This is a genomic window from Synechococcus sp. PCC 7335 (genome assembly GCF_000155595.1).
Classification (GTDB): domain Bacteria; phylum Cyanobacteriota; class Cyanobacteriia; order Phormidesmidales; family Phormidesmidaceae; genus Phormidesmis.
Genome location: NZ_DS989904.1, coordinates 2,622,313 through 2,649,073, shown reverse-complemented (window position 1 = coordinate 2,649,073; position 26,761 = coordinate 2,622,313). Strand labels below are relative to the sequence as shown.

Below are 26,761 nucleotides of genomic sequence, written 5' to 3'. Positions count from 1 at the left end.
GTTGTCCCGCGATAAATTCTAGAAGCCTTTACCTTTCGATAACCGCACTGCCCACTCTGAACCTGCTTGCTCTACACCTACCTGCTCTAGACTATGGTGAAAGGCGAACATCTGACCTAGACTATGCCCATTATCGATGTCCAAAATCTAAGAAAAGTCTATCCGGTCGCCGTTAAAGAAGCTGGAATGAAAGGCACGCTTCAGCACTTTTTTCGTCGTACTTACCGCAATATTGAAGCGGTCAAACGAGTATCTTTCACTATCGAACCAGGCGAGATAGTTGGCTTTTTAGGACCCAACGGCGCTGGAAAGACAACCACACTCAAAATGCTTACTGGCCTAATTCATCCATCTTCTGGCCATGTGTGTGTCGCTGATCATCGGCCGTTCGATCGCCGCAATGACTTCCTTAAAAAAATCACTTTAATCATGGGACAAAAGCAGCAGCTCCTGTGGGATTTGCCTGCACTCGACTCCCTACGAATCAACGCTGCTGTCTACAGCCTCAGCGACGCCGAATTTCGTCAGCGCGTCGGGGAGCTAGCTGAAATGCTCTCTATTCAAGACCAGCTCAGGCAGCCTGTTCGTAAACTATCACTGGGCGAACGCATGAAGGCCGAGATGCTAGCGGCGCTGCTTCACCGTCCTAAAGTTTTATTTCTCGATGAACCCACACTTGGTTTAGATGTCAATGCGCAAGTGGCCGTCCGCGCTTTCCTACAAGAATACAATCAGCGATACGGGGCCACCATACTGCTGACGAGTCACTATATGGCTGATATTACCGCCCTGTGCGATCGCGTCCTTGTCATCCATCAAGGTAGCTTGATCTACGACGGCCTGCTTGACGGTCTACTCGAACAATTCGCCCCTTACCGCGAAATTTCGATAGAACTTGATCGCACTTTGCCCGTCGATAGGGCTACCCTACAAACCTACGGTAATCTTCAATCGCTAGAAGGTTGCCAGGCCACCTTCTTAATCAAATCAGACAAACTCACCCAAACGGTTACCCGCTTGCTAAACACCCTTAAGATCCAAGATCTTACGATTACCGAGCCGCCAATCGAAGATGTCATTGGCAAAGTGTTCGAGACAGGACGATCTGACACGATGGATTCTGTCACGATAGATAGTGATAGGGGATGAATCCTATGCGTCCTTTTCGCGTTGCGCGCACCCTACTTTCTGTCTACTACGCCTATATGGTCGAGTACCGGGCCGAACTTATCTTCTGGGTTCTTTCAGGTTCTTTCCCGCTAATCTTTTTAGGGCTGTGGAATCAGGCAGCCCAAGACAATGATCTTGGCTTTACATCAGCAGAGTTTGCTCGCTACTTCTTGGCAATTTTTCTAGTACGACAGTTCACAGTGGTATGGGTAATTTGGGACTTTGAGAAAGAAGTTGTCCAAGGGAAGCTCTCTCCGCTACTGTTACAACCGATCGATCCAGTATGGCGGCACTTCTTCGGGCATCTCGCTGAACGGCTTACTCGTATCCCCTTCATTCTGCTGCTGATTGGACTATTTTGTTTGCTGTATCCAGAAGCCATTTGGCTACCCACACCGTTTGCCTTCTTTTGGGGTGGGTTAGCGCTAATGTTCTCTTTTTGCTTGCGGTTCTTGATTCAGTACACCTTCGCGATGCTGGCGTTTTGGGTAGAAAGAGCATCCGCAATTCAACAGTTTTGGTTTCTGTTCTATACCTTTTTATCTGGCATGGTGGCACCGCTGACACTCTTTCCTGATCCAGTGCGCGAGTTTGCACTTTGGACACCATTTCCTTACCTGGTCTATTTCCCAGCGAGCTTGTTGATTGGGCTGCCCGTTGATTTACAAAGAGGCTTAGTAATGATGGTCGCTTGGGGTGCGATCGCTTTTTTGATCAACCGCTGTCTATGGAGAGCCGGTCTAAAACGATACTCTGGCATGGGAGCTTGAATAATCAGAATTGGCTTTTGATGAACGCAGCTAGAAATACACACTCTTAATAAGTCAGTAATTATACGAAGAAGCATGAGGTATGCAGCGGTCACTTCATCTAAGTGATATCTACAGTAGCAGCAGGTATAAACTTCTGTGGCTACGCGTAGTCATTAGGCAAAACCGCTTTAACGTCTACCTCCATTCATAAAGATGACACCGCAGCTAGCACAACGGTCGACGCAGTCAGAACCGAATACGCCTGTGCATATGTCTCTGTTAAAAACATCACTGACTCAACTATCCAATAGCGAACTTATTCTTCGCTGTCAGAAGCTAGACAGTAGAGACCGTACTGCCTTTGAGGAATTGGTTGCTCGCTACCACCGCTATATCGACAAGCTGCTTTTCGATCTCGCATCCGATTGGCTAGATCGAACCGACTTGGCGCAAGAGGTATGGATTCGAGTTTATAAAAGTATCCACAAACTGAACGATCCTACAAAGTTCAAGAGCTGGCTAAGTAGAATTACGACCAATCTGTTCTATGACGAATTGCGTAAGCGAAAACGCTTCCAAAGGTCTGTCTCACTAGATGCGCCTCGCTATCTCAATAATAGACACTATGAATGGGAGCTACCTTCTGACCAGCCGACCCCTACGGACGACGTGTTGACCCGCGAGTTTCGTGACTATCTTGAGCAAGCAATGTCAGAACTACCCCAAACTTTTCGAGAGACCATTGCCTTGCGAGAGCTGCAAGGTCTTTCTTATGAGGAAATTGCAAGTATGACGGGCGTTTCTTTAGGTACAGTCAAGTCTCGCATTGCTAGGGCTCGCCGGAAGCTACAAGAAAAACTATCTATCTATCGCTATCCACCTATTTAAGAGCCGAAAACAGTACTAACAACGACTGATCGCACAAGATACTTAGCTAGATTAAGACAGACCCAGGCATTTTTTCTTGAGTAGTCCTATGCTGTAGTATGGCTGGCATCGAAGGCTTGGCTCTTTACGGTCTAACTTCTCTAGAAGTAAGCTGTATCGGTTTAAAACTAGTCAAGCATTTAGTAGATAAGAGATTTACTGTGACAATCGCTCAGTACGTAAGAGTCCTACAACTGTTTTGGCAGGTGACGATTGCTGCCGAGTTAGAATATCGTGTCAATTTTGTAGTTGCAGTGATAAGTAGTCTAGGTGGACTAGTCGGCAGCTTGTTTGGGCTGTTTTTGTTCTATCGCACTGACTACTCGTTTCCAGGCTGGTCATGGAGTGAAGCACTCGTGGTGCTAGGAATTTTTACGATCTTGCAAGGGTTTGCAGCAACTTTCTTAGTCCCAAACCTGAATAAGATCGTTGGCTACGTCCAAGAAGGCACGTTAGATTTTGTGCTACTCAAGCCGGTGAGCTCTCAGTTTTGGCTGTCGACGCATACGGTATCACCCTGGGGGTTTCCTGATCTAATCTTTGGGGTGGTCATTGTTCTCTATGCGGGCGCTCAGATTGGCCTATCCGCGCTGGACTACCTATCGATGCTACCGACACTAGCGCTTGGTTTAGTTAGCTTGTACAGTCTGTGGTTTATTTTAGGAGCGACCAGCATTTGGTTTGTCAAAATCTACAATGTCACCGAGGTACTGAGATCGCTTCTAGAAGCGGGTCGATTTCCGATCGAGGGCTATCCTGCTGCCTATCGGGTTTTCTTCACCTTTATTATTCCAGTCGCTTTTCTCACTACAGTCCCGGCTAAAACCATGATGGGTCGCAGTGAACCAACGTGGCTACTTGGTTCAGCTTTGCTAGCACTGATTCTGTTTCAATTCTCTCGCTGGTTCTGGCGATTTGCGCTGCAGTTTTACACAAGCGCTTCGAGCTAGCTTGTCTAAACTCTCTATGCAGCGGCTTCTATGCAACAGTTTCTGTGGTCTAGCTATTTGCTTGGGCTCTAAGCAGCCTTCTCATGAGCTACTTCAATGACGGTATGTACATTACCGCGCGGCAAAAAGTCTCCTTTGATTGTGACTGAAAGCGGGTCGCAGGCAGCAACGAAATCATCCATAATTTGATTAATCGATTCTTCGTGTGAGATATGGCGATCGCGATAGCTATTGATGTACAGCTTGATTGCTTTTAGCTCTACAACTCGCTCGTCAGGAACATAGTGAATATGAATAGTGGCGAAGTCTGGATAGCCAGAGAACGGGCACTTGCAGGTGAATTCTGGCAGCGTGATATCGATAGTGTATACCCGCCCCGGTCGAGGGTTAGGAAACGTAATTAGCGTGCCTTCTGCGATCACCCGCTCACCGTATAGCAACTGGTCAGTCGAGCTCGAGGTAGATATGTCTTGAGGGGTCATGTGTCAAAGGGTTTATTGAGGATACTGGTTCTTCAGGCTATCAGATCTTTTATTGCATCTGTTGAATTACTTGGAATACGCCTGAAGATAGCGCCCTCTATCAGACAGAGCCGCTCAATCTGCAGATTTCCTAACGCATTAAGCCATCTGCGACAACGCCTCAGATCTCCTGAGCGGCTCTCTCACTAGGACTCTAGGTCGTAGGAGTACTTGTGACTCGGCGCGGCGCGCTTAAACACAAGATCTGCTCCAACAGCCAGGGTGAGATGCGATCACACCAGACCGCCAAATGCGACTGCCAACCGACTAGCACCTCAGACGCATCTTTACTGAGTCCTTGGGTCAGTGCCTTAGCAACCTGCTCAGTACTCATTGGGATAACCCCTCGAAACTTTTCCATGTCCTTAGCCATGTCAGTATCGGTCAAAGAGGGCAGTAGTGTCATGACCCTGACATTGTGCGGGGCTAGCTCCATTCGTAGCGCCCGAGTAAAGCCAACAATAGCAAACTTAGTCGCTGAATAAGTCGCCATCGTGGGCGCGGCAATTTTTCCCATCAGGCTAGAGACATTGACGATCGTACCGCTGCGCCTAGAGGCCATCCGCCGAGCGATCGCACTCGTGACGGTGTACATTCCCATCATATTGAGCGACATCTCGGCCTGCACCTGACTAGAACGACACTTCAAAAAAGGCGTTTGATAGGCAACACCTGCGCAGTTGATTAGCAGGTCGATATCGCCGTAGTCGCGCCAGATCTTAGCCATAACAACACTGACATCTCTAGAGATAGTCAAATCTAACGCAATCGGGATAGCCTCTACATTCAAGCAGCGAATGTCGTTGGCCACTTGGTGAAGCTGATGGGCACTCCGAGCTACCAGAATGAGACGGCGGATGCCATTTTTGGCAAGTTCGTGCGCGATCGCTCGGCCAATACCCCTAGAGGCACCCGTAATCAGAGCGATCTTACCTTTGATATTCATCAGTAGAGACCTTATTTTTTGCGTGGTTCGGCTGCAGGCGCTTTAACCGTAGCGAGCAGCCCATAGCCTTCGGCAGATATGAAGGACTGTTTTTGCCAGTACCTTTGTATTACTAGAGCGTTGAACTAGAGGGTAGAGCTGGCCTGAGTACGAGCAGAGCCACTTAGTAAAGCTCGCGCGGCAAACCAGCAAAGCTTCAGTGAGATAGCCACAGCAGCTCTCATCAGAAGGTGCTGTAAGAAGGAAGCGCAACTACCTAAGCTGGCAACGAATGACTGGACTAGTCGGCTAGACAAAATAAGTTTCATAGTTAGCAGACTCCTTGAAGTACAAGAATGTAGATGCGGATGAAACAAACTGATGCGGATGAAACAAACTATGGTGAGCGCCTAAACATAAAGACTTTTAAAAGGAATAGGGCTTTGCTCGAATCAACATGCATACGCTAACAGCAGATGCATGGATCCGCAATACTTTTTAATATAAGACCATTTTCGTAATATTTATTAACGCTAATCTTTATGTTGAAGCCTTCGCATAAACACTGAAAGGGAAGTGAAAGGCTTGCAAGATAAGGAGGATAAGGATTTTTATTGCTAAGCAATATGAGAAGTAGCTATCTCATCTGAGTTTAGCTTTGCGGATGGCTAGGTCCTTTTGTAACGATCTTAGAAATAAAAGCTGTCAAGGTCTTTGAGCGAGCAGAGCAAACCAGTAAACTGCGATTAATCAACACGTACTCTTTGATATAGGCGGATTTTGGATTTCTCTTCATTAGTAAAAAGTTGGTGCTGGCACAGTCTGATATTTTTCATCGTGACTGCATCAGGCTATCTCTTTGTATCAGGCAGTCTCTACGTTCTCTTCTTCCTTAGGAAATCCTCAAAGCGTTCACCTATTGTCACTAAAAAGCTCAAAGAAACACTTTCGGTCCGTAATCTCTGGGTCTCTGTTCGTCACGACGTTCTGCTCTCGCTTTGGTCGTCTGCTATCTTCGCGGTCTGTGCATCGCTGATGACTACGCTCTATACCCTAGGCCATACCCGACTATATCTAGAGCCTACTCGCTATGGGTGGTGGTACATCGGCTTCAGTCTATGTCTAGTCCTCTTCCTGCAAGATACCTACTTCTACTTCACTCATCGGCTAGCCCATCACCCAAAATGCTATCGATGGATGCACCAAGGCCACCATCGTTCAAACAATCCCACTCCTCTCACTGCTTTTTCCTTTGATCCAGCAGAAGCTTTGGTTCAAGCACTCTATGTAATGGGTGCAATCTGCCTAATCCCAATGCATTTGAGCGTGCTGTGCGCGGTAGTTCTTTGCATGAGCTTAGGCGCACTGATTCATCACTTCAGCCTACGCATGTTTCAAGACTCAGTCGCTGGTCGCTGGCTAGGTAGCTGGTTAATCGGGCCTATGCATCACTGGTTTCATCATCGAAAGTACAACGTTCACTATGGTTTGTACTTCACCTTTTGGGACAAGATGTTAGGCACGCACTGCTATGGCTACGAAGAAAGCCTAATTCCGCAGGTTACGAAGCTTCCCGCCCAGAAATCCACCCAAAAATCTGGTCAGGAAGCAGAAAAGCTGTCTTTATCCATCACACCGGCCCCTCGACTCAAAGTCTTACCATCTCTGGTCCCTTCTAAAAAAGTATCCTAGCTGTTGGGTAGCATAGCCAGTCATCTTGAAGTTCGACCTCGAAGCCTATCTCGAAGCCTATAAGTAAGAGAATCACGGTGAGGAGTCATAGCAGTAACCTAGTCAGTAAGGACTCAAACCGCTAGGCTGATTAGAGCCTAAGTTTTTCCAACTGCTCTAGACTCATATGCGACATCTCATCACCAGCGCGCTACCTTACATCAACGGTATCAAGCACCTTGGCAATTTGGTAGGCTCAATGCTGCCAGCAGATGTGTATGCCCGGTTCTTACGGCAAGAAGGTGAAGAGGTCCTTTATATCTGCGCTACAGATGAGCATGGAACGCCCGCTGAAATTGCAGCGGTAGAAGAAGGCCTAGAAGTTGCTGAGTTCTGTCAGCGTCAGTATGAGCGGCAGGCAGATATCTATCAACAGTTTGGCCTGTCTTTTGACTATTTTGGTCGCACCTCCTCAGTAGAACAGAAGGAGCTAACGCAGTACTTTTACCGCCGTCTCGATGAGCAAGGCTATATCGAAGAGCGTGAAACTAGCCAGGTCTACTCTATTGCCGACCAGCGATTTTTACCCGATCGCTATGTGGAGGGAACTTGTCCAAATTGCGGCTATGAGCGGGCTAGGGGCGATCAGTGCGAGAACTGTACCAAGCTATTAAGTCCGACAGAGTTGATTGAACCGCGATCAGCTATTTCGGGTAGTACAAATGTAGAAGTGCGCGCTAGCCGCCATCTGTTTTTACGCCTAGACCAGCTGAGTGACGATGTGCGTCGTTGGGTAGACGCGCAGACCAACTGGCCAAACTTGACGCGCTCGATTGCCTACAAATGGTTGGATGAAGGGTTACAAAGTCGAGGGATTACTCGTGATTTGAAATGGGGGGTGCCCGTACCTAAAGAAGGGTTTGAGGATAAGGTCTTTTATGTTTGGTTTGATGCGCCGATTGGCTATGTATCAGCAACAAAGGCATGGAGTGATCAGCAGAGCGACGAGAATACAACGGACTGGAAAAGCTGGTGGTATGACGCAGATGACGTGAGCTATACCCAGTTCATGGCCAAAGATAATTTACCGTTCCATACGATCATGTGGCCAGCAACGATTTTAGGAACCAAAGAGCCTTGGAAGATGGCGAACTACATCAAGGGCTTTAACTGGCTAAATTACTACGGCGGCAAGTTCTCGACGAGTTCCAAGCGCGGTGTGTTTCTCGATCAGGCTCTAGAAATCGCCCCGGCGGATTATTGGCGCTACATGCTAATGGCCTCTGCGCCAGAATCTGCCGATTCTGCGTTTACCTGGGAGCAGTTTCAGACCAAAGTAAACAAGGAGCTAGCTGATAATTTTGGAAATTTTATCAACCGGATCTTGAAGTTTACGGTGTCGCGTTTTGGCAATGAGCTACCAGCTGGGGGTGAACCCGGTGAGGCAGAAGCAGCGCTAGAGAAAACCTGCAAGGAGATGGTTGCTCGGTTGCGTTCGCACCTCCAGAATATGGAATTTCGCAAAGCCACCGAAACGCTCAATGCGCTGTGGTCGGCGGGTAACCAGTACATTGATGTGCGTGCGCCCTGGACGCTTTTCAAGCAAGATAAAGATGAGGCTGCTGTGGTAATTCGCACCTGCATCAATCTGATTCGGCTGTATGCGATCGCCTCATCACCGTTCATCCCCGCGACATCCCAGCAATTATTCGACGCTTTACAACTGACTAAAGCAGAGCGAAACAGTAGTATGAGCGCTGCTAGCGATCTAACCGTCTTGAAAGCAGGCAGGACATTTGAACTACCGCCTGTACTCATTCAGAAGATAGACGACGATAGGGTCGCTGAGCTTAAGGCCCAATATGGCGGCGATTAGCTAAAGATACGAACCAGATTACAGGCCGTCAGATACAAGGCCCCTAGTGCTTCTATTGGGGCATAGGTCTCTAGCTACGCATAACATAGCCAACTCCTCTGACAGTCTGAATTAGGCGAGACTCATTTTCGGCTTCTAGCTTTAGTCTGAGGTAGCGAATATAGACTTCGATGATATTAGAGTCGCCCATAAAGTCGTAGCCCCAGACTTCTTCGAGGATGCGATCGCGGGTCAAAACCTGCTTGGGATGCGAAATTAGGTAGTCCAACAGGTCAAATTCTTTGGCGGTCAGCTCAATCAAGCGATCGCCGCGCCTGACCTCTCTAGTCTTACGGTTCAAGCTTAGATCAGCAAACAAAAACGACTCTGGATCTTCCGGCTGATTGCGCCGTAAATGCGCTCTGACCCTCGCGAGTAATTCTTCGATGCTGAAGGGCTTGACCACATAGTCATCTGCACCAGCATCTAATCCCGCAACTCTATCTTCGATGCCGTCTTTAGCCGTTAGTAAAATAACCGGCATCATCGCACCCGTAGCCCTCAGCCGCCGACAGACTTCGACCCCAGTTAGCCCGGGCATCATCCAGTCGAGTAGAACTAAATCAGGCTCGCTGTCTCTAGCGGCCATCAATCCGCTGAGTCCGTCGTTGGCAACAATTACCTCATAGCCTTCATAGCCCAGCTCTAGCTGGACAAACTTCGCCAGCTTCTCCTCATCTTCTACGATCAGAATGCGGACGGTATCCTCAGACATGAATAGAGTCTCCTTAAGTGAGCAGGTAGATATGGGATTAGATCGCCTTTGTTGGGGTGTTAATGCTCGTGTTCCCTTATAGCAAAAGCGTTTGTCCATTGAGCGATCCTTAACGTTAGGTCGCCTTCCATAAACGGCAATAGAGGCAGATTTAGGACTAAGTGGGCAAAGAAACAGTGAACACACTCCCTTCACCTAGTTTAGATTGCACCTTCAGCGTTCCGTTCATACCTTCTACTAAGGTTTTGACAATTGATAAACCAAGGCCGGTGCCGCCTGTCGCCCGCGAGCGATCTTCGTCTACCCGATAGAACGGGTCAAATATTTTGTTGAGATCGCTAGGAGGAATTCCCCGACCCGTGTCTTTAACTTCTATATAGGCTTGATTTCCCATCTTTTTGAGTGTGACAGTAATTGGCTCACTAGCAATCGAATACTTGAGCGCGTTATCAATCAAGTTGAGCAGCACTTGCTTAAGTCGATTGCGATCAACTAGCGCAGTAGCTGGTTCCAACTTTAAGTGGATGCGGCCCGTAGCGTAACGGCATATTCCTATCACTTCCCGCGTGATATCGTCTAAAGACTCTCGTTCTATCTTGAACTGGAAATTGCCGCTATCAGCGCGGGCAAGATCAAGTAGCTCTTGTAGCAGCTTAATCGTGCGATCGGCCTCGGCAGCGGCAATTTCGAGTCCTTCTTTTTGAGGAGCAGACAGGTTACAGCTGCGGCGAAGGGTGCTTTGCAAATAGCCGTGAACTAGAGTGAGTGGTGTCCGTAGCTCATGGGAGATATCGCTGACAAATCGACGCTGCTGGTCCCAGGCGGCAGACAGCCGAGAGATCATTGTGTTGCAAGTTTGAGCAAGCTCTTGAACCTCGGTAGGTGCGCGGTCAAACTCTAAACGAGTACCAGCTAGATTCTCAGCGCAGATGTTACCCGCTAAGCGGTTTAGTTTGCGAATGGGTCGCAGGGCTCGGTTGATGTAGAGAGACGTCGCGATCGCGCCTACTCCAATTGCTAGCATGCTGGAAAACGCTAGCATACGAGTAATCTGCGCCAAGCTTTGGCTATCTTCTGTAATCTCGTCGACAACATAAAGTTCGCCAACAAGCTCTCCATTGACCTCTAGAGGACTAACACAGGTAATTAGATGGCGATCTTGCAGCCGAAGTACGCCTAGTCCGGTCTCATCTTTCACCTGCTTCATCAGCTCCCCAGCGAAGTTATTCGCTTGCCAAGATCCCACCGATAGCGTATCTGATTGAGCAATTACCTTCCCACTAGTATCAGTTACCCAAATAGCAAGATCTGGCTGTTCCCTATAGTCAATCGCCATATCTAACGCCTCTTTGACAACCATCGATTCTCTAAAGAGATCAGCATCTTGTTCTAGCCGATTGGCAATCACCAAAGCATTATCCTTATGACCAGCGACTAAGATTTGTCGCATCCGTAGGTTGAGCCAGCCAGTGAATCCGCTAATACCGATGGCAGAGGCCAACACCACACCCACTGTTATACGAAACTGAATAGAATTTGGGTCAAGAACAGGCTTCATGAGTAATGATGGTGAAAAAACGGGCTTAGCATTTGCGGCTCGGCCTAGAACCTATAGATACAGTAGCTTTACAGTACAAAAAGATTCTGAGGAGACGCTGATAGACGCTCAAGTTTCTCTGAATCGATTGGGTTCAGCTAGGCTCAGGAATTAATTCCCGACTTCTAATTGAAATCTCAGCCTTCTACAGGTCAATGACCTTTAATAGAGACTGTCATTCGAGATACAGTTTTGCTTGCTAGCGCATTCGCTTTCACACTTTTCATTCAAAGGTTATGATTCAAACTCTTTCTACTCCAGTAACACCATTCGAGAAAGCGCTAGGCAAGCCGCTGTCGAAGCAGACTATCACGACACTACAGATCAATTTGGGTCGCCTGTGCAATCTTTCTTGTCAGCATTGTCATGTGGAAGCTGGCCCCCACCGGACCGAAGAGCTTTCACCCGAAGTCTGCGAGCAGCTACTAACGATTATCGATCGCTTCGATCAAATCAAAACAGTTGATTTAACCGGTGGTGCGCCGGAGATGAACTACGGCTTTCGGCCTATTGTAGAGGCCGCTAAGGCAAAGGGCAAAGACGTAATTGTGCGCTCAAATCTAACGATCTTTTTTGAGCCAGGGTATGAAGATTTGCCAGAGTATTTCGCAGCGCATCAGCTGCATGTAGTAGCCTCGCTGCCTTGCTATCTCGAAAGTAATGTTGATGCGATGCGCGGCAAAGGCGTCTATGACGACTCTATTCGCGCGATTCAACGGCTAAATCAACTAGGCTATGGTCGTGATGCCAAGCTTCAATTAGATCTAGTTTATAATCCGCCTGTTCCAAAGGATGCGAATTTCTCTTTGACACCCTCACAGACAAAGCTGCAAGCGGACTACAGTGCCTACTTACACGAGCACTTTGGGATTGTCTTCAATCATCTATATACGATTACCAATCTACCCATTGGTCGAACAAAGTTTCAGCTGCAGCATCGCCATCTGCATCAGCCTTATTTACAGTTTTTGGCCTCTCATCACAATGCCGACACCGTAGAACATTTGATGTGCCGCAATGAGCTGTCTGTAGACTATCTAGGCAATGTGTATGACTGCGATTTCAACCAGATGGAGGCGCTGCCTGCTAGAGCGCCGAATGGAGAAGCGTTGACCCTCAGCACCTTCCTAGCAGCCGGAACCCTAGATCTGATCGAACAGGTAGCCACTCGCCCTTACTGTTATGGCTGTACGGCAGGGAGTGGTTCTAGCTGCGGAGGGTCGCTTTTGTGAAGAGTTTGGGGTTTGTACGCCTGGGGTGCGAGTAGCACTCCGTGGTAAGTGCTAGGAAAACAAAATTGCTTAGCGGCATATCAGTTGAAAGTTTAGTTCTGTTGTTTTGATATATAAGGGAAAAGTTTGATGAGAGTTGTTCATAAGCCTATTCAAGGGTCTGTTGAAAGATCTGTTCAAAAGTTTAGAATTCATCGATTGTGGAAGTGGATAGCCTTGGGTATATTCGGTAGTCTGTTGTTTTCTGCGATGCCTGCGCTAGCGCAAGAGGGTGGCGGCGGTCCATTTGCCTTTATTGGTCAAATTCAACAGTGGCTAGTGAGTGTTGTTGAGTGGATTGATGGCTTGGGTGCGATCGCTCCAATTGTGTTCGTGCTAGCCTACATCTTGGTAACAGTAGCGTTCTTACCGGCCTCTGTGATCACCCTGGGTGCTGGGTTTGTTTTTGGTGTCGTCAAAGGCTCGATCTTAGTATTCATCGGGGCAATGCTGGGTGCAACAGCGGCATTTTTAGTCGGCCGATTCATTGCTCGCGACTGGATTGCAAAAAAGGTGGAGGACAAAAAGTTCTTTAAGGCTTTGGACACCGCGATCGCAGACGAAGGTCTGAAGCTAATCTTCTTAATTCGCCTGTCGCCTGCCTTTCCGTTTAATCTGTTGAACTATGCACTGGGCCTCACTAAAGTTTCTCTGCGCGACTACGTACTCGGCACAACAGGTATCATTCCTGGCACAATCATGTACGTTTACTTAGGATCATTGATTGGGGATGTAGCCATGCTAGGCACCGGTGAAGCACCGGCCAACCCATTTATCGACTGGACAATCAAAATCTTGATCTTTGTCACTGTTGTCGCTATTTCTCTCTACATTGCTAAGATTGCGAAGAAGGCACTCAATGCTTCTGTACCTGAGACGGAAGAAGCGAGTACTGATATGGCTTGAGTACGACCTAGATCTGTACTATCGAGTCTTCTTTGTTTAATCTGTTTGCTGTTGGATTGTTATTAGATCAATGGGCAGAGTTTCAATCTGTCCCCATCGCGATTTTGTGAGACTTACTAAAAAAACTTTAGGTTTGTTTGTTGCGGCCGCTGCTCTGACAGTCTTTCTGTCCATGAGTGGCGGCCATACTCTGTTGGTGCTGTTTGATCGAATGGCGCTAACTGACTTTTTTGAGGAAGCAGGCCATAGCAGTATCGGGTTATTCGTGGTAGCTCATATAGTAGCAAATGCGGTTGGGGTGCCAGGCACGCTGCTAGTAATTGTGGGTGGGGCAGTCTATGGCCTGTGGTGGGGAACGCTATGGTCAGTTGTTGGGGCAAGCTTGGGGGCGATCGCCGCCTTTTGTCTGGCCCGCTATCTGTTCTCTGACTGGTTCAAAGCACGGTTCTACCACAAACCAATTTTCAAAAAGCTCAATACCGCGCTGTGCACAAATGCGCTGCTATGCGTTCTAACTATTCGCTTCTCGCCGGTCTCCCCATTCAATGTCGTCAACTTTGCCTTTGGGCTAAGCCCAGTTCCAGTTCGCGCTTATGCTATAGGTACATTTATTGGCATCATTCCAGGCACACTAGCTTATACCTGGCTGGGTGTTACTGGCGCTGCAGCGTTAGAAGGGAATAGTGTTGTTCCGCTAGTAATTTGTTTGCTAATGCTAATGATGCTATCTGCACTACCGCTAGTAGCTAGAGGCAGCGGTAAGATACATCTATAAAGAGGAAATGGCTGCTCACCACGGGTATCAAAAGAGGTGATAAAAGAGAGATCTGGGCGTTCCAGGCAGAATGAGTAAATATCTGTAGAACGATGCTTTCGTCTAGACTTATTTTCCCAGACTTATCATCAAGGTTGCTTTATCTCGCTGGTTGATCACACCGCAGCTTGTTTTGAGTTCCTATGACGATGATTATCGTTTATGGCAGTTTGATCCATCCGAAACAGCTTCAACAGCACTCGGACCTCTTTGCTGAGGCTCATCCAGTGTTGGTTAGAGGATACAAGCGTATTTTTAATCAAGAGCCAAGCTGGCGAAAAGGCAATGGTGAACATAGGGCTGTACTAAACGTTATGCGCTCCGATACAGCGTTTTTCAACGGTCTACTGGTAAAACTCCGTAAGGAAGAAGATCTCGATAGATTAAACGAAAGGGAAAGAGGTTATTATCTATCTGCGATCGCACCTTCACAACTAAGCTGTTTAACGAACGTTTCAAGTTCAGCGGCGATAGATCTAGCCTGTTCGGAACTCGCGAATCAGCCAACATATCTTTACCTTGGTAGGCTAGAAAAACGAAACAATGACATTCTGCCAAACAAAGGCTATTTAAACATCTGCCTGGAGGGAGCGCAGTATTGGGGAGAGGCATTCTACGAACAGTTTTTGCAGACAACGTATGTTGGCGAACTCACTTTAAAGACCTTTCTTTAGCTTGCTTTAGAGTAGTCTTTAGATCAGCATCGAAGGACCGTTACTGGCGTAGATAGCTTAGTTCCGATATCTTAAAAAATGTTAGCTCCCTAGTCGTATGACAGATCGTTCTAGAAAGACCCGTCGGACATTTTTGGCGACAGGTCTCACAACAGCACTGGGCATTGCCGGATACTCGTCGCTGCAGCGTTCTTCAGGTATCTCTTCTGTCCCTATTGGCTCAGAACTTGCACCAGAATCTGTGAGTAGCCATTTGCTAGAAAGTCACAACGAGATGCCGTTGCGGCACTTAGGACAAACGAATATCCAACTGCCTATTTTAGGTCTAGGCACCGCGGGTCAAACACCTTTAGCTCGATCGAATCAGGAGCAGGCTGCTATTGAGCAAATCGAGAGAGCTTTAGCGCTGGGCATCCGCTACTTTGATACAGCAGCTAGCTATGGGCCCAGCGAATCTTTTTTAGGAAAAGTACTGCCTGCCTATCGAGCGGAGATTTTCTTAGGCAGTAAAACGGCTGCTAGAGATTACAGCGGTGCGTGGCGCGATCTTGAACGGTCTTTGCAACGGCTCAACACTGATTATCTTGACCTCTGGCAATTTCATCATGTGGCGATCGCCGCTGATCTCGACGCTATATTCAGTCAAAACGGTGCGATCAAAGCACTAGAAGAAGCCAAAGAGCAAGGCTTAGTTCGCTTCAGTGGAATTACTGGCCACCACGAACCCAGTAGTATCGTAGCCGGGCTTCAACGCTACCCGTTCGATCACGCGTTGATTCCAGTAAACGCCGCTGATATACATCACCCTAGACCGTTTATCTCTAGCGTATTACCCGTCGCTACAGCTCAGAACGTTGGAATCACAGCGATGAAAGTCCCCGCCTATGGCCGGCTGCTAAAACCAGGCGTGCTCAGTGGCATGAACCAGGCGCTGGGCTACACGCTCTCACAGCCGGGTGTTCACTGTGCGATTATCGCCGCAGAAACCATTGAACAGCTAGAAGAAAATGTGCGCACAGCCCGCGCCTTTCAGCTGTTGCCAGACTCAACCCTTACCGAGATTGAGCGAAAAACAGCTACAGTCTGGCAAGATAACAACTTCTTTAGAGCTTGGACATAAGTCTTAAAATCTGGAGATATTCGAAGACAATCAAAATCTATAGAAACCCCTACAGAGGTAAGACGAACTACGTTCTGTAGGGGGTGGTATAGCAATGTGCGGATGCATTCGTGCATTGCGAGTCGCTTAGTCTGTTGAAACACAAGGGTTAGAGCCAATGACTATGCCGTAAGCTAAGTGACTAAAGCTATAGATGCAAGGCTTCGGATGCTTCAAAGGTTAGCTAGAGCTAGTCGCACTGCCTACAGCGCCTTTAAGCGCAGCGATACCCTGCTCAACGCTTGCCCATAGACCCATATCAGGCTCCACGCCCGCTAGCTCACGGGTTCCAGCGAAGTAGAGGACGCCTTTCAAGATTTCTTGGTGAGCCCGGTTCTCAAAATTAACCTTGTTCAAAGGCTCCATCGCATCTTGCAAATCATCATCCAAAGATTGGGCAGCTTTGTGTAGAACAAGTCCACTCATCGTTTGCTGATGCTTTAACAACTCAAATTCAAAGAACTTATCGAACAAGGTCAGCTCAGAACCGGACATCATCTCCTTTACTTTTTCTGCATGAGCTTGGCTGACAGAACGGGCATCTGCATTGGTGCCAAGCTTAGCGACGGCTTTTTGAATATCACTTAGATTTTCACGGTCTTGATTCAATATCTTTTCTAGCCGTTCGCGAATAGTATCGTCGCTAGTTTCTTTTATCAGCGTTTGTTCTGACTCGATTAGAACATTCTGAAATAGCTGAAGGTCAGCCAGCTTAGTAGCAATATTAGTCGTATCTGTCATATGTTTGGTTTCCACGCGTTTCCGTATAAATCTCCGTATAAAGAGATTTGAGTTTTCTACAACGTTGTTACTTTTCTATGATCGGGTGAGCCTAGTCAGTTCTCCTCCGTCTTTTGAAAGATTCAAACCGGTTCGATATATAGACAATTCTGTAGCGTTGATTACACGATAGACATAGGCACTCCGATACATTGCGTTTGAAGCATCGCTAGTGCTTGTCACTGCTACTATAAGCTTCGAGCAGGCTATAAATCGGCTTCGAGCGGAACTTAAGCAGAGGAAAATGGATGGGAACACTGCTGGTCAAAAATATTCATACCCTTGTCACGATGGACGAAGAGCGTCGGGAGATTCGCCACGGGGCACTTTTTGTTCGTGACAACGTGATTGAAGCAATTGGGAGCCATCATGATTTACCCGCTACAGCTGATGAAGTGCTTGACTTACGCGATCGCCACGTTGTTATTCCTGGTTTAGTCAATACACATCATCACTTCTTTCAAACCCTTACTCGGGTGCTGCCCGCTGCTCAAAATCGCGACCTTTTTGGCTGGCTGCAAAACCTTTATCCGGTGTGGCAAAATCTCACCGGTGAAGATATCTATTTCAGCACGCTAATGGCCGCCGCCGAGCTGATGCTCTCTGGCTGCACTACCGCTAGCGATCACCTCTATCTGTTTCCCAATGATTGCATGCTAGATGATGAGATTAGAGCCGCTCAAGACATTGGTATTCGCTTTCATGCCAGTCGCGGCAGCATGAGCGTCGGTCAAAGCGATGGCGGTCTGCCGCCCGATACACTAATTGAAAAAGAGCCAGACATTCTCAAAGACTCGCTACGTCTGATTGAGGAATACCACGAGAGCGATCGCCACGCTATGACGCGCATTGTCCTAGCTCCTTGCTCACCGTTCACGGTCTCTCAAGACTTGATGAAAGAATCAGCAGCAATGGCTAGGGCCCATCCTAATGTCCGTTTACATACTCACCTTGCCGAAAACAAAAGCGACGTGGACTACAGCTTAGAGAAGTTTGGCCTTCGACCGGGTGACTACGCTGAATCTGTCGGCTGGCTAGGAGAAGATGTTTGGCATGCTCACTGCGTACAGCTAAACGATAGCGCTATTGATAAGTTTGCTCGTACCGGCACAGGTGTTGCCCATTGTCCTTGCAGTAATATGCGCCTAGCTAGTGGCATGGCTCCCATTCGTAAAATGTTAGATAAAGGTGTTGCCGTCGGCATCGGGGTGGACGGCGCTTCTTCTAACGACGCTTCTAACCTGCTACAAGAAACTCGCAGCGCCTTTCTAATGGCAAGGTTAAGAGATATTGATGCTACAGCGATGAGCGCTCGCGAGGCGCTAGAGCTAGCGACTAGAGGGGGGGCAACGGTTCTAGGAAGAGATGATATTGGCTTCCTGGCACCTGGTATGTCAGCTGACTTCATTGCATTCAACATCGACACACCTGCCCTAGTGGGCGCTCACCACGACGTTGTTGCGGCGTTAATTTTTTGTCAGCCACCTGCGGTCGACTATAGCTTTATCAACGGGAAAAAAGTAGTTGAGCAAGGAAAGCTCACTACGGTCGAGCTGAACCCATTGATCGAAACCTGCAACCGACTTTCTCTGGCTTTGGTGAAATAAATCTTTGACAGTAAGTTCTTTAGACAGTAGGTCTCACATCGGCTCAACAAAACTAGCTCAACTAATTTCGTTGAGCTCTTACCCATCAATGTATCAGTATGTAAGCGCGCTTGTTTACAATCTGATGATAGCTGATAGTGTATGAGTATGGGTATAATCCAGCTACATACGGATGCATGAACGATCTTGGAAAAGCGCTATTAGCAAAGCTGGACAATATTATAGAAACTTGGGTAAAAGCAGTTCGAGTAGATGTTGAAATTGATAGTAGCAAAGGCTTAACCTTCGAGGCTGTACATGACGGTCTGCCAGAGGTACTGAAGTCAGTCGCTACGCTGCTGACAGATGCCTTTAGCGATGAAGCGCAAGAGATAAGAGAAGAGGCGTTAGAGCATGGCCATGTTCGCGCCAATCAGGGGTTTGACCTAGCTGAGATCGTTAGAGAATATCGGATTCTACGAAACGTACTCGTTATGGCGCTAGAGCCAGAGCTGACGACTGGAACAGTCCCAGAAGTCATCGAGGCAATCCGAAAGATAGACAGTGTTCTCGACGATACTGTTCTAATCACGTTAGAGAGCTACATGGAACATCGTTTCTCTTTGCTCAAACAAATGCATGGTCAGTTGTTACTGACCAATCAAGAGCTCATCCGACTCATTCAAAATCAGAAAGATGATGTCTCGCACCTAGCGCATGAATTAAAAAACCCGCTCAATGCCATCATTAATTTCTCTTCTATCTTATTAAATAAGCAGAAAAAGCACCTTCACGAGAACGTAGGAACTTCTTTAGAAATACGCCAGATGGAGCGTATTGTTAGCAACGGGCGACAAATATTACAGCTGATTAACAACACCTTAGAAGTCTCGCGGCAAGAGTCTTCTAAGGCGGCTTTATCTATTGCTAAGGTAGAGGTCATTCCTTTAATACAAACTGTGGTTGATTCTTTAGAACCTAGCGCTACAGCCAAAGATCTCGATTTAATCATAGAGTGTAGCCAAGTACCTCAAGAGATTTATACAGATAGCTTGCGACTCCAACAGATTCTCACAAACCTCTTGAGTAACGCAATTCGCTATACCGATGCAGGCTCTGTCACGGTAAACGGCTATAAAGTAGATGAGCAGCAATGGGCGATCGCTATCAAAGATACTGGACGAGGGATCAAAGAAGAAGATCAGCCAAAAGTGTTTGAACCCTATTTTCAGGTAGAAGAGAAAGAAGAAAAGTTACCAGGTAGTAGTGGGTTAGGACTTTCCATTGTTAACAAGCTAGTTCAAATGCTACACGGTAAGATAGAACTGACTTCCGAAGTTGCTCAAGGGTCTACTTTTGTAGTCGTTCTTCCGATCAAAGTGAGCTAGGCAATAGGCCTTCTACTAAAAGAGTGAATACAATTAGTCAACGATTGAATGCAATTAGCTATAGAAAAAAGATATTCTTTCATCTAAGTTAAATATCTGATTGGTTCGAAGCGATTGGTGTGCTTGGAGTAGTAGTTCTTTGAGTAGTAGAGTAGTGTATGGTTCCTAATAGTATGGTTCGCCGGGCTAAAGAGAAAGACGTTACCGCGCTAGTTCGCCTCTCAATCGATAGCTTTCGCAATGCTTTTGAGCCGAATAACCCCAAGTCGGATATTGATCTTTACGTCGAAGAGAACTTTTCATTCGAGCAGATTTACGCGCAAGTGTTGGAGCCTAGCAACCTGTTTCTGCTGTTGTTTATAGAACCCATTCAAGAACAAACCTCGCCACCTGTCGGCTATACAAAGCTACGAATGGGACCCCCCGAATCGTGTGTAACCGGAGAAAACCCTGTAGAGATTGAGAGATTCTATTTGGATGCATCTGCTATCGGCAAAGGATTCGGATCGATGCTGATGCGAGCTTGTTTAGCTGAAGCCGAGGCACGGTGCTATCAAACTGTTTGGCTAGGGGTATGGGAATACAACTACCGGGCGATCACATTCTACAAACGTTGGGGATTCACAATCGTCGGCTCGCATCCCTTTCAGCAAGGAACAGAAACTCAAACAGATCTAATCATGCAGCGAGCAATCTCTGAAAAGACTCTTACGGTAGATGCACTCCTACGGTAGATGCTAAGCCAGATTGAAAGCTTTTAGGCTTAGACTAATCTTGTTAATTCATTATGAATTCTACTTTTGATATCGAAATGGCTTTTAGTCGTCTGCGCGAGGCTATGCGGGCATACCCCAAAGCCGCCATGTTTCAGCTGGCTGAGGAAGGCTATCGCTCTGCATTCGAGCAGCTAGTTTCGTGCATAATTTCGGTTCGGACCTACGATGAGGTCAGCCTGCCTGTTTCTCGTCAGCTATTTAAGCGCGCCAACACGCCCCAGGCAATGAGCGAACTATCTGTTGCTGAGATTGAAGCGCTGATCAGACGTAGCACCTACGCAGAGCGCAAAGCTCATCAGATTTGGGTGATCGCGCAAGAAATTGTCAACCACTATGACGGCATCCTACCCTGCGATGTCAATACCCTACTCGCCTTCAAAGGCGTCGGCCCTAAATGCGCTCATCTCACATTAGGAATCGCTTGCGAACAGCCCTACATCAGTGTTGATGTGCATGTACATAGGGTCGTCAACCGATGGGGCTATGTAGCCACTAAAACTCCCGAAAAAACCACTCAAGCGCTAGCAGCAAAACTTCCCAAAGGGCTATGGATTGAGACCAACAAACTGCTGATGCCTTTTGGTAAACAAATTTGCAAAGGTCAATATCCCCTGTGCACACAGTGCCCGTTGGAAGACAGTTGTCCTCGCGTGGGCGTGTAAAGCCCAAGCAGACTACTAGAACTCAAGTTATGCATGTAGAGTTCGAGCACTTTATCTAGATCTCCGTTTTGATTGCCTAAGGCTCTACGACGGACGCTTCAGACATAGAGGCTTAACGCAATTAAAAAATAATCGTTTTGTTCTGTCGCTCTTGCCAAAAAGGATTGCTATTGTGAATCAGTAACTGACTTGCAATGCACCTTCGCAAGGACCTATTCCCCAAGTCATGACCAATACTCATCCCTTGCCGACGCTCCCAACTGGCTTTAGCGCTGAGGATTTTTGGGTGCTACCCGCGCCGTTACCTGATGCTGAAGAAAGGCTGCATAGATTAACCGAAGCGATCTACACCGATCTAGACATCCTGAACTATCCAGCTAAAACCTGGGACTATAGCCGAGATCATGCTGTATTAGAAGTGGCAATACTAGGGGGAGGCCACTGCGGCAAATCGGCCGCATTCGGGTTGCGTAGGCATGGGATAGAGCGCGTTCGAATATTTGATCGTGCCCCGGTAGGCTACGAAGGCCCATGGCGATCACATGCCCGTAACGCCACATTGAGAACCCCCAAACAAGTCACTGGCGGCTTAGAGTGGGGGATTGCCAATCTACACTTCAGCCGCTGGTGCAGCGCTCGCTATGGAGAAGCCTACTGGCAGCGCATTCACTATATTCCTCGGTTGTTCTGGGCGGACTACCTAGACTGGTACGCTAAGATTCTCGATCTGCCTATTCAAAATGATACGAACATTCAAGATATTACTTGGAACCAAGCTGAACAGTGCTTCTGGCTAGAAGCGATTTACCAGGGACGCCCAGAGCGCTACAAGGCAAGATTTCTTGTATTCGCCACCGGAATGGAGTGTGCAGGCGGAAAGAAACTGCCGCCTATCGTAAGTGAAAGCCTGCCCGAACACTGCTATTACCACACGATGGATAGTATTGACTTTCCAGCTTTTGCGGGTAAGCGAATTGTTGTTGTCGGTGGGGGAGCGAGTGCTTTTGACAATGCCCTGCTGATGCTCAAAGCAGGCGCCAAGTCCGTTGATATTGTGGTTAGGCGGAAGTCTTTGACCAACTTGAACCGGATTCGCTGGAGTGAGTGGAATGGCTATCATCGCCACTATATCGACTTACCCGATCAGATGAAATGGGCGTATAGTCTGGCAGAATTCCGTCTAGGTCAGCTACCGCCTGCACATACCTACTATCAGGCGATCGCTCAGCCCGGGCTAACGCTCCACACCGATGCGCCGATCGAAAAGCTAGGTTATTTCGACCATGAAATTGTTGGCACTTATGGAGACGCTGCGCTGCGCCACGATGCAATGATTTGTGGAACTGGGTTTGTGACTGATCTAGATCGCCAACTGGAGCTGCGATCACTTGCCCCCTACATTTCTCGTTGGCAAGCTCATTTCACTCCGCCTCCGGGCGAAGAACATGCCGAAATGTCTCAATACCCCTACCTAGGAAAAAGCTTGGAATTCACGCCGACTTCCGCAGAGCATGACTACCTCAAGCGCTGCTATTACCTATCGGGTGGTGCTTTTCTCAGCGGATTTAGAGCTTACCTTTCCGGGCTACAGTTCGCCCTGCCGCGAGTGGCTTACGACATCGGCAGACAGCTATTTATCGAACATCAAGGTGATATTTGGGATTCTTTCAACGCCTACGATACCAAGGAATATTGAAGGTAAACAATAGTCTCTAATTTGCGTTAACCGTATTACACGATACGATTGCCTCACATAAATAGATTTAGAAGATAGAGTAAGACGATTTTCATATTGCATCTTCAAAGAGACTAGTTTTTGATAGCTAGTTGATTAGTCCTGCCTGTTAGCCCCACCTATCAGCCCCATTTATCAGCCTAGAGAGCTGCCAAAAGTAATGTCAACCTCTACCAAACCGCCTATTCAGCCGCTAGAAACCAAGAAAGCTGCTGAAGAAGATTATCCGTTGAGCGCCGTACCCTTTAGTGATCGCAAACCCTTTTGGTCCCTATCGCTATTACTAATGGGCTTTGCACTGACCTCAACGACGCTGTTCGCGGGTGGAACGCTCGGCGCAGCCCTAAGTTTCTCTCAGCTGATTGCAATTATCCTTATCGGCAACCTAATTTTAGGTGCCTATTGCGCGGCCCTAGGCTACATCGCCTGCAAAAGCGGTCTGACGACGGTGCTCATGGCTAGGTTTAGCTTTGGCAATGTCGGCTCTCGCTGGGTGGATTTCATTTTAGGCGCTACCCAAATCGGCTGGTATGCCTTTACTACAGCAATTGTCGTTCAGGCGCTGCTAGGCGTTTTCGGTGCGCCTGATAGTGGATTGTTCTATGTTCTGTTGGTGTTTTTCTTTAACTATGCTTTTTGTGCAACGGCCTATATTGGCTACCAGGCGATTGACTGGCTAAGTCGGCTAGCGGTTCCTGCCATGCTGGTTTTGGTGGCCCTGAGTATGGCACTAGCCGCTCGTGATTTCGATAGCAGCGCGATCGCCGAGCCTTCTGGGGCGCTGAGCATGGGAGCGGCCTTAGCCGTTGTTATCGGTACCTTCATTTCTGGAGGAACACAGTCTACTAATTGGAGCCGGTTTGCCGATACGGGTAAGAATGCAATAGTTTCTACGCTCAGCGCCTTCATGATTGTCAACGGTATCTTGGTATTTGCAGGTGCATTCTGTTCTCTAGTCTATGGCTCAGAGGATTTAGTTGCAGCGATGGGCCAGCAAGGAATTCTAGCCGGCGGCATTCTGTTGCTAATTTTGAACGTATGGACAACGCAAGACAACACTATCTATGCTTTTTCTGTGGCAGGCGCCAACATGTTTCGCACCCGCAAACGCCATGCTTTTGTGCTAGGCGGCGCCACCTTTGCACTTGTACTCACGCTCTCAGGCATCTATGAGTTATTGCCAACTTATCTAATCTTCTTAGGTAATGTGATTCCGCCAGTGGGAGGCATTATTATGGTCGATTTCTGGCTACGTCACCGAGGAGAATTTCCGGCCCTCTCCGCTAACATTCCTGCTTTCAACTGGGCTGGCATCATTGCCTATATAGTAGGTTCGGTGGTAGCCTACACAACTGGAAATGCAGGCATTGGGATTGGCCCACTAAATGGCATTGTGACTGCAGCGGTACTGTATGCTGTCTTGCACAAAGTAATTTCGCAGCCTATTCGAGCATATTAGAGCGGTCATTGGGGCAGTTCGAACAGCACCCGTTAGAGCGTAGTAGCTATTCAATATAGTTCAATATAGTTGATAAGAGTGACAACTACGCTCGCCTATTGCTTCAATCAAGCCGTGAAGTTCAAGCCGTGAAATAAGCGAATAAATGAAGTCAGCAGAGTCTATTCAGCTAGTTCGAGGGCGATGGGTATTTAGCGACCAAGGGGTTGTAACAGACGGCGCTGTGGTGGTCAGAGGAGAGAACATCTCAGAGATAGGCAATTGGCGAGAACTACGCGATCGCTATCCTACAGCTTTAGTTCTAGGCTCTGATCACCACGCTGTTCTACCTGGTCTGATTAATGCTCATCACCACAGCAATGGGGTACCCAATTCCCTTGCAGGAATAGAAGACGATTTGTTAGAGCTTTGGCTATATTCTCGTAATGCCAAGCGATCACAAGACTCAAAGCTGCGAACCCTGCTAAGTGCGGCCTATCTACTTAGAACAGGCGTGACCAGCGTTGTTGATGTGGCTAGCATCGGTGGTTCTGTAGACGCCAGCTATCAAGAGATGCAAAGCTGTCTGAGCGCTTACGAGCAAGCAGGCATCCGAGTTGCTTTTACCCCCGGTGCTAAGTACGACAGCTTTTTAGTGCATGGCGAGGGCCAAGACGCAGACTTTCTCTCCACATTGCCCCTTAAACTACAGCAAAAGGTGAAAGCACTGACAACACTTAGTCAAGGACTTTCATCCGGTGATTATCTAGATATTGTCAGTGACACAATCAAACAATATCAGGAGCATCCGCTGATTGATGTTTGGTTCGGTCCACCTGGACCTCAGTGGGTAGGCGACGAGCTGCTAGTTAAAATTGTTGAAACGGCAAACCGTTTGGGAACGAGCGTTCAAACCCACGTTCTAGAATCGTTTTACGAAAAAGAGATGGGGCCACGCTTCTACGGTGAGTCTGTGATTTCTCACCTGGACAAATTAGGCGTGCTTAGCCCTCAGTTTTCCATGGCTCACGGTGTATGGGTCAACGAAACAGATATTGAAATACTCGCCAGAACAGGCGCTTCGATCAGCCATAACCCTAGCTCAAATTTGCGGCTGCGAGCTGGCATTGCGCCGCTACCAGCACTGTTATCGGGCGGCGTGACAGTGGGATTAGGAATGGATGGAACGACACTCAATGACGATGAAGATATGTTTACTGAGATGCGTTTGGCTATGCGGCTAGCGCGATCGCCTCAGATTCAAGACAGCGTTCCCACCTATTCTGATATCTTCAAAGTTGCTACACAAGGGGGAGCCAAACTATTTGGCAAAGCAGACAGCATCGGCAAGCTAGCGCCAGGCTACAAAGCAGATATTGTTCTAGTAGACTGCGAGTGCATGAGCTGGCCCTGGGTGGCACCCGAAGTCGATCCGATGACTGTTGTGATGATGCGATCGCGCCAATCATACGTAGACACCGTTTTAATCAACGGAAAAATAGTTTTGAAAGACGCTCAGCCAACAGGGTTCGACTTTTCGGCCGTGGGCGAAGAACTAGCTGAGCAGCTAAAGAAAACTCCAGACAATACAGAGTATCGAGTTCTAGCAGAAGCCATTAGACCGTATATGGTCCAGTGGTATAGCAAATGGCCTATTCCCGAACTCAGACCTTACACCAAGACTAACTCTCGGCGTTAGATAACGAAGCTACTCAACCACTATCGCTTGTTATGTCTTAGATGTAGATTGGAGATGTAGGTTGAACAAAAGAATCCCCTGGGAAAACAAGGGCTTATATCGCTTTCTTAGAGCCGCTTGTGAACACTGCTTAGAACACTATTGCAAGCGATGTTCTTCCTATAAAAGGATACGAGTTGTCTTACTATCATCAATGGCATGGGCTGTTCCATCAGCGCGAAACGCGAAGGCAGCAGTTGTTTGGCGTGGATCTAAATCTTGTTGCATCTGAAAAACGCCTTTGAAAGTGCCTTCGCTATCCAGCTTACCAACGAGCTCTCCTGTTTTGACAGCCGATGACCACAAGCTGACCTCTAAGTACTTGAAGGAGATTGTCATACGATCCCCTTCTAAAGACGTGCTTGTCACCTGAGCGACCTGCTTCCCATACGCGAGTCTGTAATCCGTAGGGTTTTTGACAAACTGAGCGATACCAATCAAATGCGCAATTGGCAAGCTTTTTTGCATATCTGCCTGCGCCGGAGCAATAGGTTGTAAAAGCGAGCTGTTGACTCCAAACTGGGCAGAAGCAGGGATTAATATACTGGCAAATGTACCCACAGCCAAACTTGCGACAAAGATATTACCCAAAGTACTATAAATGCGTTTCACGAAACTCTCCTCAAGCAAAGCTGATGTTTAGCAGCTGATCTGTAAGAATACCTATCTATCTAGCGGATATTGATAGCTA

The 26,761-nt window shown here is 47.7% G+C and carries 24 protein-coding genes; 18 read left to right on the top strand and 6 right to left on the bottom strand.

Annotated elements, in window-relative coordinates; genetic code table 11:
* Positions 1 to 123 precede the first annotated feature (123 nt).
* The 4 genes from S7335_RS11525 to S7335_RS11510 all read left to right on the top strand — a co-directional run bounded on the left by S7335_RS11525 (position 124) and on the right by S7335_RS11510 (position 3,799).
* Positions 124 to 1,149, top strand: coding sequence for an ATP-binding cassette domain-containing protein (locus S7335_RS11525; protein WP_006454388.1), 1,026 nt, complete (start codon positions 124 to 126; stop codon positions 1,147 to 1,149).
* The gene (locus S7335_RS11520; RefSeq protein WP_006456516.1) at positions 1,146 to 1,940 is read left to right on the top strand and encodes an ABC-2 family transporter protein; all 795 of its coding nucleotides are present in this window, start codon (positions 1,146 to 1,148) and stop codon (positions 1,938 to 1,940) included. The genes S7335_RS11525 and S7335_RS11520 overlap by 4 nt, the downstream gene beginning before the upstream one ends.
* 195 nt (positions 1,941 to 2,135) lie before the next feature.
* The gene (locus S7335_RS11515) at positions 2,136 to 2,810 is read left to right on the top strand and encodes a sigma-70 family RNA polymerase sigma factor (protein WP_006456384.1); all 675 of its coding nucleotides are present in this window, start codon (positions 2,136 to 2,138) and stop codon (positions 2,808 to 2,810) included.
* Between the two features lie 206 nt (positions 2,811 to 3,016).
* The gene (locus S7335_RS11510; protein ID WP_038018036.1) at positions 3,017 to 3,799 is read left to right on the top strand and encodes an ABC transporter permease; all 783 of its coding nucleotides are present in this window, start codon (positions 3,017 to 3,019) and stop codon (positions 3,797 to 3,799) included.
* Positions 3,800 to 3,867: 68 nt separating this feature from the next.
* Here the strand turns inward: S7335_RS11510 and queF are convergent, their stop codons facing one another.
* Together queF and S7335_RS11500 are read right to left on the bottom strand one after the other, a co-directional pair.
* Positions 3,868 to 4,281, bottom strand: coding sequence for a preQ(1) synthase (gene queF / locus S7335_RS11505; protein WP_038016136.1), 414 nt, complete (start codon positions 4,279 to 4,281; stop codon positions 3,868 to 3,870).
* Between the two features lie 193 nt (positions 4,282 to 4,474).
* Positions 4,475 to 5,266 carry an SDR family oxidoreductase gene (locus S7335_RS11500; protein ID WP_006456463.1) on the bottom strand — a complete coding sequence of 264 codons (792 nt, stop codon included), beginning with the start codon at positions 5,264 to 5,266 and terminating at the stop codon, positions 4,475 to 4,477.
* Between the two features lie 816 nt (positions 5,267 to 6,082).
* Here S7335_RS11500 and S7335_RS11490 point away from each other — a divergent pair.
* Positions 6,083 to 6,937 carry a sterol desaturase family protein gene (locus S7335_RS11490; RefSeq protein ID WP_006456879.1) on the top strand — a complete coding sequence of 285 codons (855 nt, stop codon included), beginning with the start codon at positions 6,083 to 6,085 and terminating at the stop codon, positions 6,935 to 6,937.
* A 166-nt stretch (positions 6,938 to 7,103) separates the two neighbouring features.
* Complete coding sequence (metG, locus tag S7335_RS11485) at positions 7,104 to 8,792, top strand: methionine--tRNA ligase (RefSeq protein WP_006453509.1); 1,689 nt, start codon at positions 7,104 to 7,106, stop codon at positions 8,790 to 8,792.
* 70 nt (positions 8,793 to 8,862) lie between these two features.
* Here the strand turns inward: metG and S7335_RS11480 are convergent, their stop codons facing one another.
* Both S7335_RS11480 and S7335_RS11475 read right to left on the bottom strand, forming a co-directional pair.
* A complete protein-coding gene (locus S7335_RS11480) occupies positions 8,863 to 9,546 on the bottom strand; it encodes a response regulator transcription factor (protein ID WP_006453453.1) in 684 nt (227 codons plus the stop codon).
* Between the two features lie 157 nt (positions 9,547 to 9,703).
* Positions 9,704 to 11,104, bottom strand: a complete 1,401-nt coding sequence (locus S7335_RS11475) for a HAMP domain-containing sensor histidine kinase (RefSeq protein WP_006453756.1) — start codon at positions 11,102 to 11,104, stop codon at positions 9,704 to 9,706.
* A 275-nt stretch (positions 11,105 to 11,379) separates the two neighbouring features.
* Between S7335_RS11475 and arsS the strand changes: the two genes are divergently transcribed.
* The 5 genes from arsS to S7335_RS11450 all read left to right on the top strand — a co-directional run bounded on the left by arsS (position 11,380) and on the right by S7335_RS11450 (position 15,928).
* Positions 11,380 to 12,375: an arsenosugar biosynthesis radical SAM (seleno)protein ArsS gene (gene arsS, locus S7335_RS11470; protein WP_006453700.1), complete on the top strand. Its 996-nt coding sequence runs from the start codon at positions 11,380 to 11,382 to the stop codon at positions 12,373 to 12,375.
* Between the two features lie 129 nt (positions 12,376 to 12,504).
* Entirely contained in the window at positions 12,505 to 13,320 is an 816-nt protein-coding gene (locus S7335_RS11465; protein ID WP_006455158.1) for a TVP38/TMEM64 family protein, read from the top strand.
* 106 nt (positions 13,321 to 13,426) lie between these two features.
* Positions 13,427 to 14,095 (top strand): TVP38/TMEM64 family protein, encoded by a 669-nt coding sequence (locus S7335_RS11460; RefSeq protein ID WP_227499985.1) that lies wholly within the window; start codon positions 13,427 to 13,429, stop codon positions 14,093 to 14,095.
* Positions 14,096 to 14,277: 182 nt separating this feature from the next.
* Positions 14,278 to 14,808, top strand: a complete 531-nt coding sequence (locus S7335_RS11455; RefSeq protein WP_006455549.1) for a gamma-glutamylcyclotransferase family protein — start codon at positions 14,278 to 14,280, stop codon at positions 14,806 to 14,808.
* Between the two features lie 97 nt (positions 14,809 to 14,905).
* Positions 14,906 to 15,928 carry an aldo/keto reductase gene (locus S7335_RS11450; protein WP_006454707.1) on the top strand — a complete coding sequence of 341 codons (1,023 nt, stop codon included), beginning with the start codon at positions 14,906 to 14,908 and terminating at the stop codon, positions 15,926 to 15,928.
* Between the two features lie 219 nt (positions 15,929 to 16,147).
* Here the strand turns inward: S7335_RS11450 and S7335_RS11445 are convergent, their stop codons facing one another.
* A complete protein-coding gene (locus tag S7335_RS11445) occupies positions 16,148 to 16,708 on the bottom strand; it encodes a hypothetical protein (RefSeq protein WP_006454651.1) in 561 nt (186 codons plus the stop codon).
* Between the two features lie 287 nt (positions 16,709 to 16,995).
* Here S7335_RS11445 and S7335_RS11440 point away from each other — a divergent pair, with 287 nt between their 5' ends.
* The 7 genes from S7335_RS11440 to S7335_RS11410 all read left to right on the top strand — a co-directional run bounded on the left by S7335_RS11440 (position 16,996) and on the right by S7335_RS11410 (position 26,031).
* On the top strand, positions 16,996 to 18,354 hold the full coding sequence (locus S7335_RS11440) for an 8-oxoguanine deaminase (RefSeq protein WP_006455679.1): 1,359 nt from the start codon (positions 16,996 to 16,998) through the stop codon (positions 18,352 to 18,354).
* Positions 18,355 to 18,530: 176 nt separating this feature from the next.
* The gene (locus tag S7335_RS11435; protein ID WP_006457442.1) at positions 18,531 to 19,721 is read left to right on the top strand and encodes a sensor histidine kinase; all 1,191 of its coding nucleotides are present in this window, start codon (positions 18,531 to 18,533) and stop codon (positions 19,719 to 19,721) included.
* A 158-nt stretch (positions 19,722 to 19,879) separates the two neighbouring features.
* Complete coding sequence (locus S7335_RS25920) at positions 19,880 to 20,455, top strand: GNAT family N-acetyltransferase (RefSeq protein WP_006453496.1); 576 nt, start codon at positions 19,880 to 19,882, stop codon at positions 20,453 to 20,455.
* 53 nt (positions 20,456 to 20,508) lie between these two features.
* Positions 20,509 to 21,159, top strand: a complete 651-nt coding sequence (nth, locus tag S7335_RS11425; protein ID WP_006455026.1) for an endonuclease III — start codon at positions 20,509 to 20,511, stop codon at positions 21,157 to 21,159.
* 226 nt (positions 21,160 to 21,385) lie between these two features.
* Positions 21,386 to 22,855, top strand: coding sequence for an NAD(P)-binding domain-containing protein (locus S7335_RS11420; protein WP_006456781.1), 1,470 nt, complete (start codon positions 21,386 to 21,388; stop codon positions 22,853 to 22,855).
* A 199-nt stretch (positions 22,856 to 23,054) separates the two neighbouring features.
* Positions 23,055 to 24,353, top strand: coding sequence for a cytosine permease (gene codB, locus S7335_RS11415; protein ID WP_006455627.1), 1,299 nt, complete (start codon positions 23,055 to 23,057; stop codon positions 24,351 to 24,353).
* Between the two features lie 145 nt (positions 24,354 to 24,498).
* Entirely contained in the window at positions 24,499 to 26,031 is a 1,533-nt protein-coding gene (locus S7335_RS11410) for an amidohydrolase family protein (protein WP_006453757.1), read from the top strand.
* Positions 26,032 to 26,190: 159 nt separating this feature from the next.
* Here the strand turns inward: S7335_RS11410 and S7335_RS11405 are convergent, their stop codons facing one another.
* Positions 26,191 to 26,682, bottom strand: a complete 492-nt coding sequence (locus tag S7335_RS11405; RefSeq protein ID WP_006455506.1) for a hypothetical protein — start codon at positions 26,680 to 26,682, stop codon at positions 26,191 to 26,193.
* Positions 26,683 to 26,761 lie beyond the last annotated feature (79 nt).

Bases quoted from the DNA above. Each gene is read 5' to 3' on its own strand.
- S7335_RS11450 (WP_006454707.1), top strand. From the start codon at position 14,906: ATGACAGATCGTTCTAGAAAGACCCGTCGGACATTTTTGGCGACAGGT.
- S7335_RS11445 (WP_006454651.1), bottom strand. From the start codon at position 16,708: ATGACAGATACGACTAATATTGCTACTAAGCTGGCTGACCTTCAGCTA.
- S7335_RS11435 (WP_006457442.1), top strand. From the start codon at position 18,531: ATGAACGATCTTGGAAAAGCGCTATTAGCAAAGCTGGACAATATTATA.
- S7335_RS11515 (WP_006456384.1), top strand. From the start codon at position 2,136: ATGACACCGCAGCTAGCACAACGGTCGACGCAGTCAGAACCGAATACG.
- S7335_RS11480 (WP_006453453.1), bottom strand. From the start codon at position 9,546: ATGTCTGAGGATACCGTCCGCATTCTGATCGTAGAAGATGAGGAGAAG.
- codB (WP_006455627.1), top strand. From the start codon at position 23,055: ATGTCAACCTCTACCAAACCGCCTATTCAGCCGCTAGAAACCAAGAAA.
- S7335_RS11475 (WP_006453756.1), bottom strand. From the start codon at position 11,104: ATGAAGCCTGTTCTTGACCCAAATTCTATTCAGTTTCGTATAACAGTG.
- S7335_RS11500 (WP_006456463.1), bottom strand. From the start codon at position 5,266: ATGAATATCAAAGGTAAGATCGCTCTGATTACGGGTGCCTCTAGGGGT.
- queF (WP_038016136.1), bottom strand. From the start codon at position 4,281: ATGACCCCTCAAGACATATCTACCTCGAGCTCGACTGACCAGTTGCTA.
- S7335_RS11455 (WP_006455549.1), top strand. From the start codon at position 14,278: ATGACGATGATTATCGTTTATGGCAGTTTGATCCATCCGAAACAGCTT.
- arsS (WP_006453700.1), top strand. From the start codon at position 11,380: ATGATTCAAACTCTTTCTACTCCAGTAACACCATTCGAGAAAGCGCTA.
- S7335_RS11520 (WP_006456516.1), top strand. From the start codon at position 1,146: ATGAATCCTATGCGTCCTTTTCGCGTTGCGCGCACCCTACTTTCTGTC.
- S7335_RS11410 (WP_006453757.1), top strand. From the start codon at position 24,499: ATGAAGTCAGCAGAGTCTATTCAGCTAGTTCGAGGGCGATGGGTATTT.
- S7335_RS25920 (WP_006453496.1), top strand. From the start codon at position 19,880: ATGGTTCCTAATAGTATGGTTCGCCGGGCTAAAGAGAAAGACGTTACC.
- S7335_RS11440 (WP_006455679.1), top strand. From the start codon at position 16,996: ATGGGAACACTGCTGGTCAAAAATATTCATACCCTTGTCACGATGGAC.
- nth (WP_006455026.1), top strand. From the start codon at position 20,509: ATGAATTCTACTTTTGATATCGAAATGGCTTTTAGTCGTCTGCGCGAG.
- S7335_RS11525 (WP_006454388.1), top strand. From the start codon at position 124: ATGCCCATTATCGATGTCCAAAATCTAAGAAAAGTCTATCCGGTCGCC.
- metG (WP_006453509.1), top strand. From the start codon at position 7,104: ATGCGACATCTCATCACCAGCGCGCTACCTTACATCAACGGTATCAAG.
- S7335_RS11465 (WP_006455158.1), top strand. From the start codon at position 12,505: ATGAGAGTTGTTCATAAGCCTATTCAAGGGTCTGTTGAAAGATCTGTT.
- S7335_RS11420 (WP_006456781.1), top strand. From the start codon at position 21,386: ATGACCAATACTCATCCCTTGCCGACGCTCCCAACTGGCTTTAGCGCT.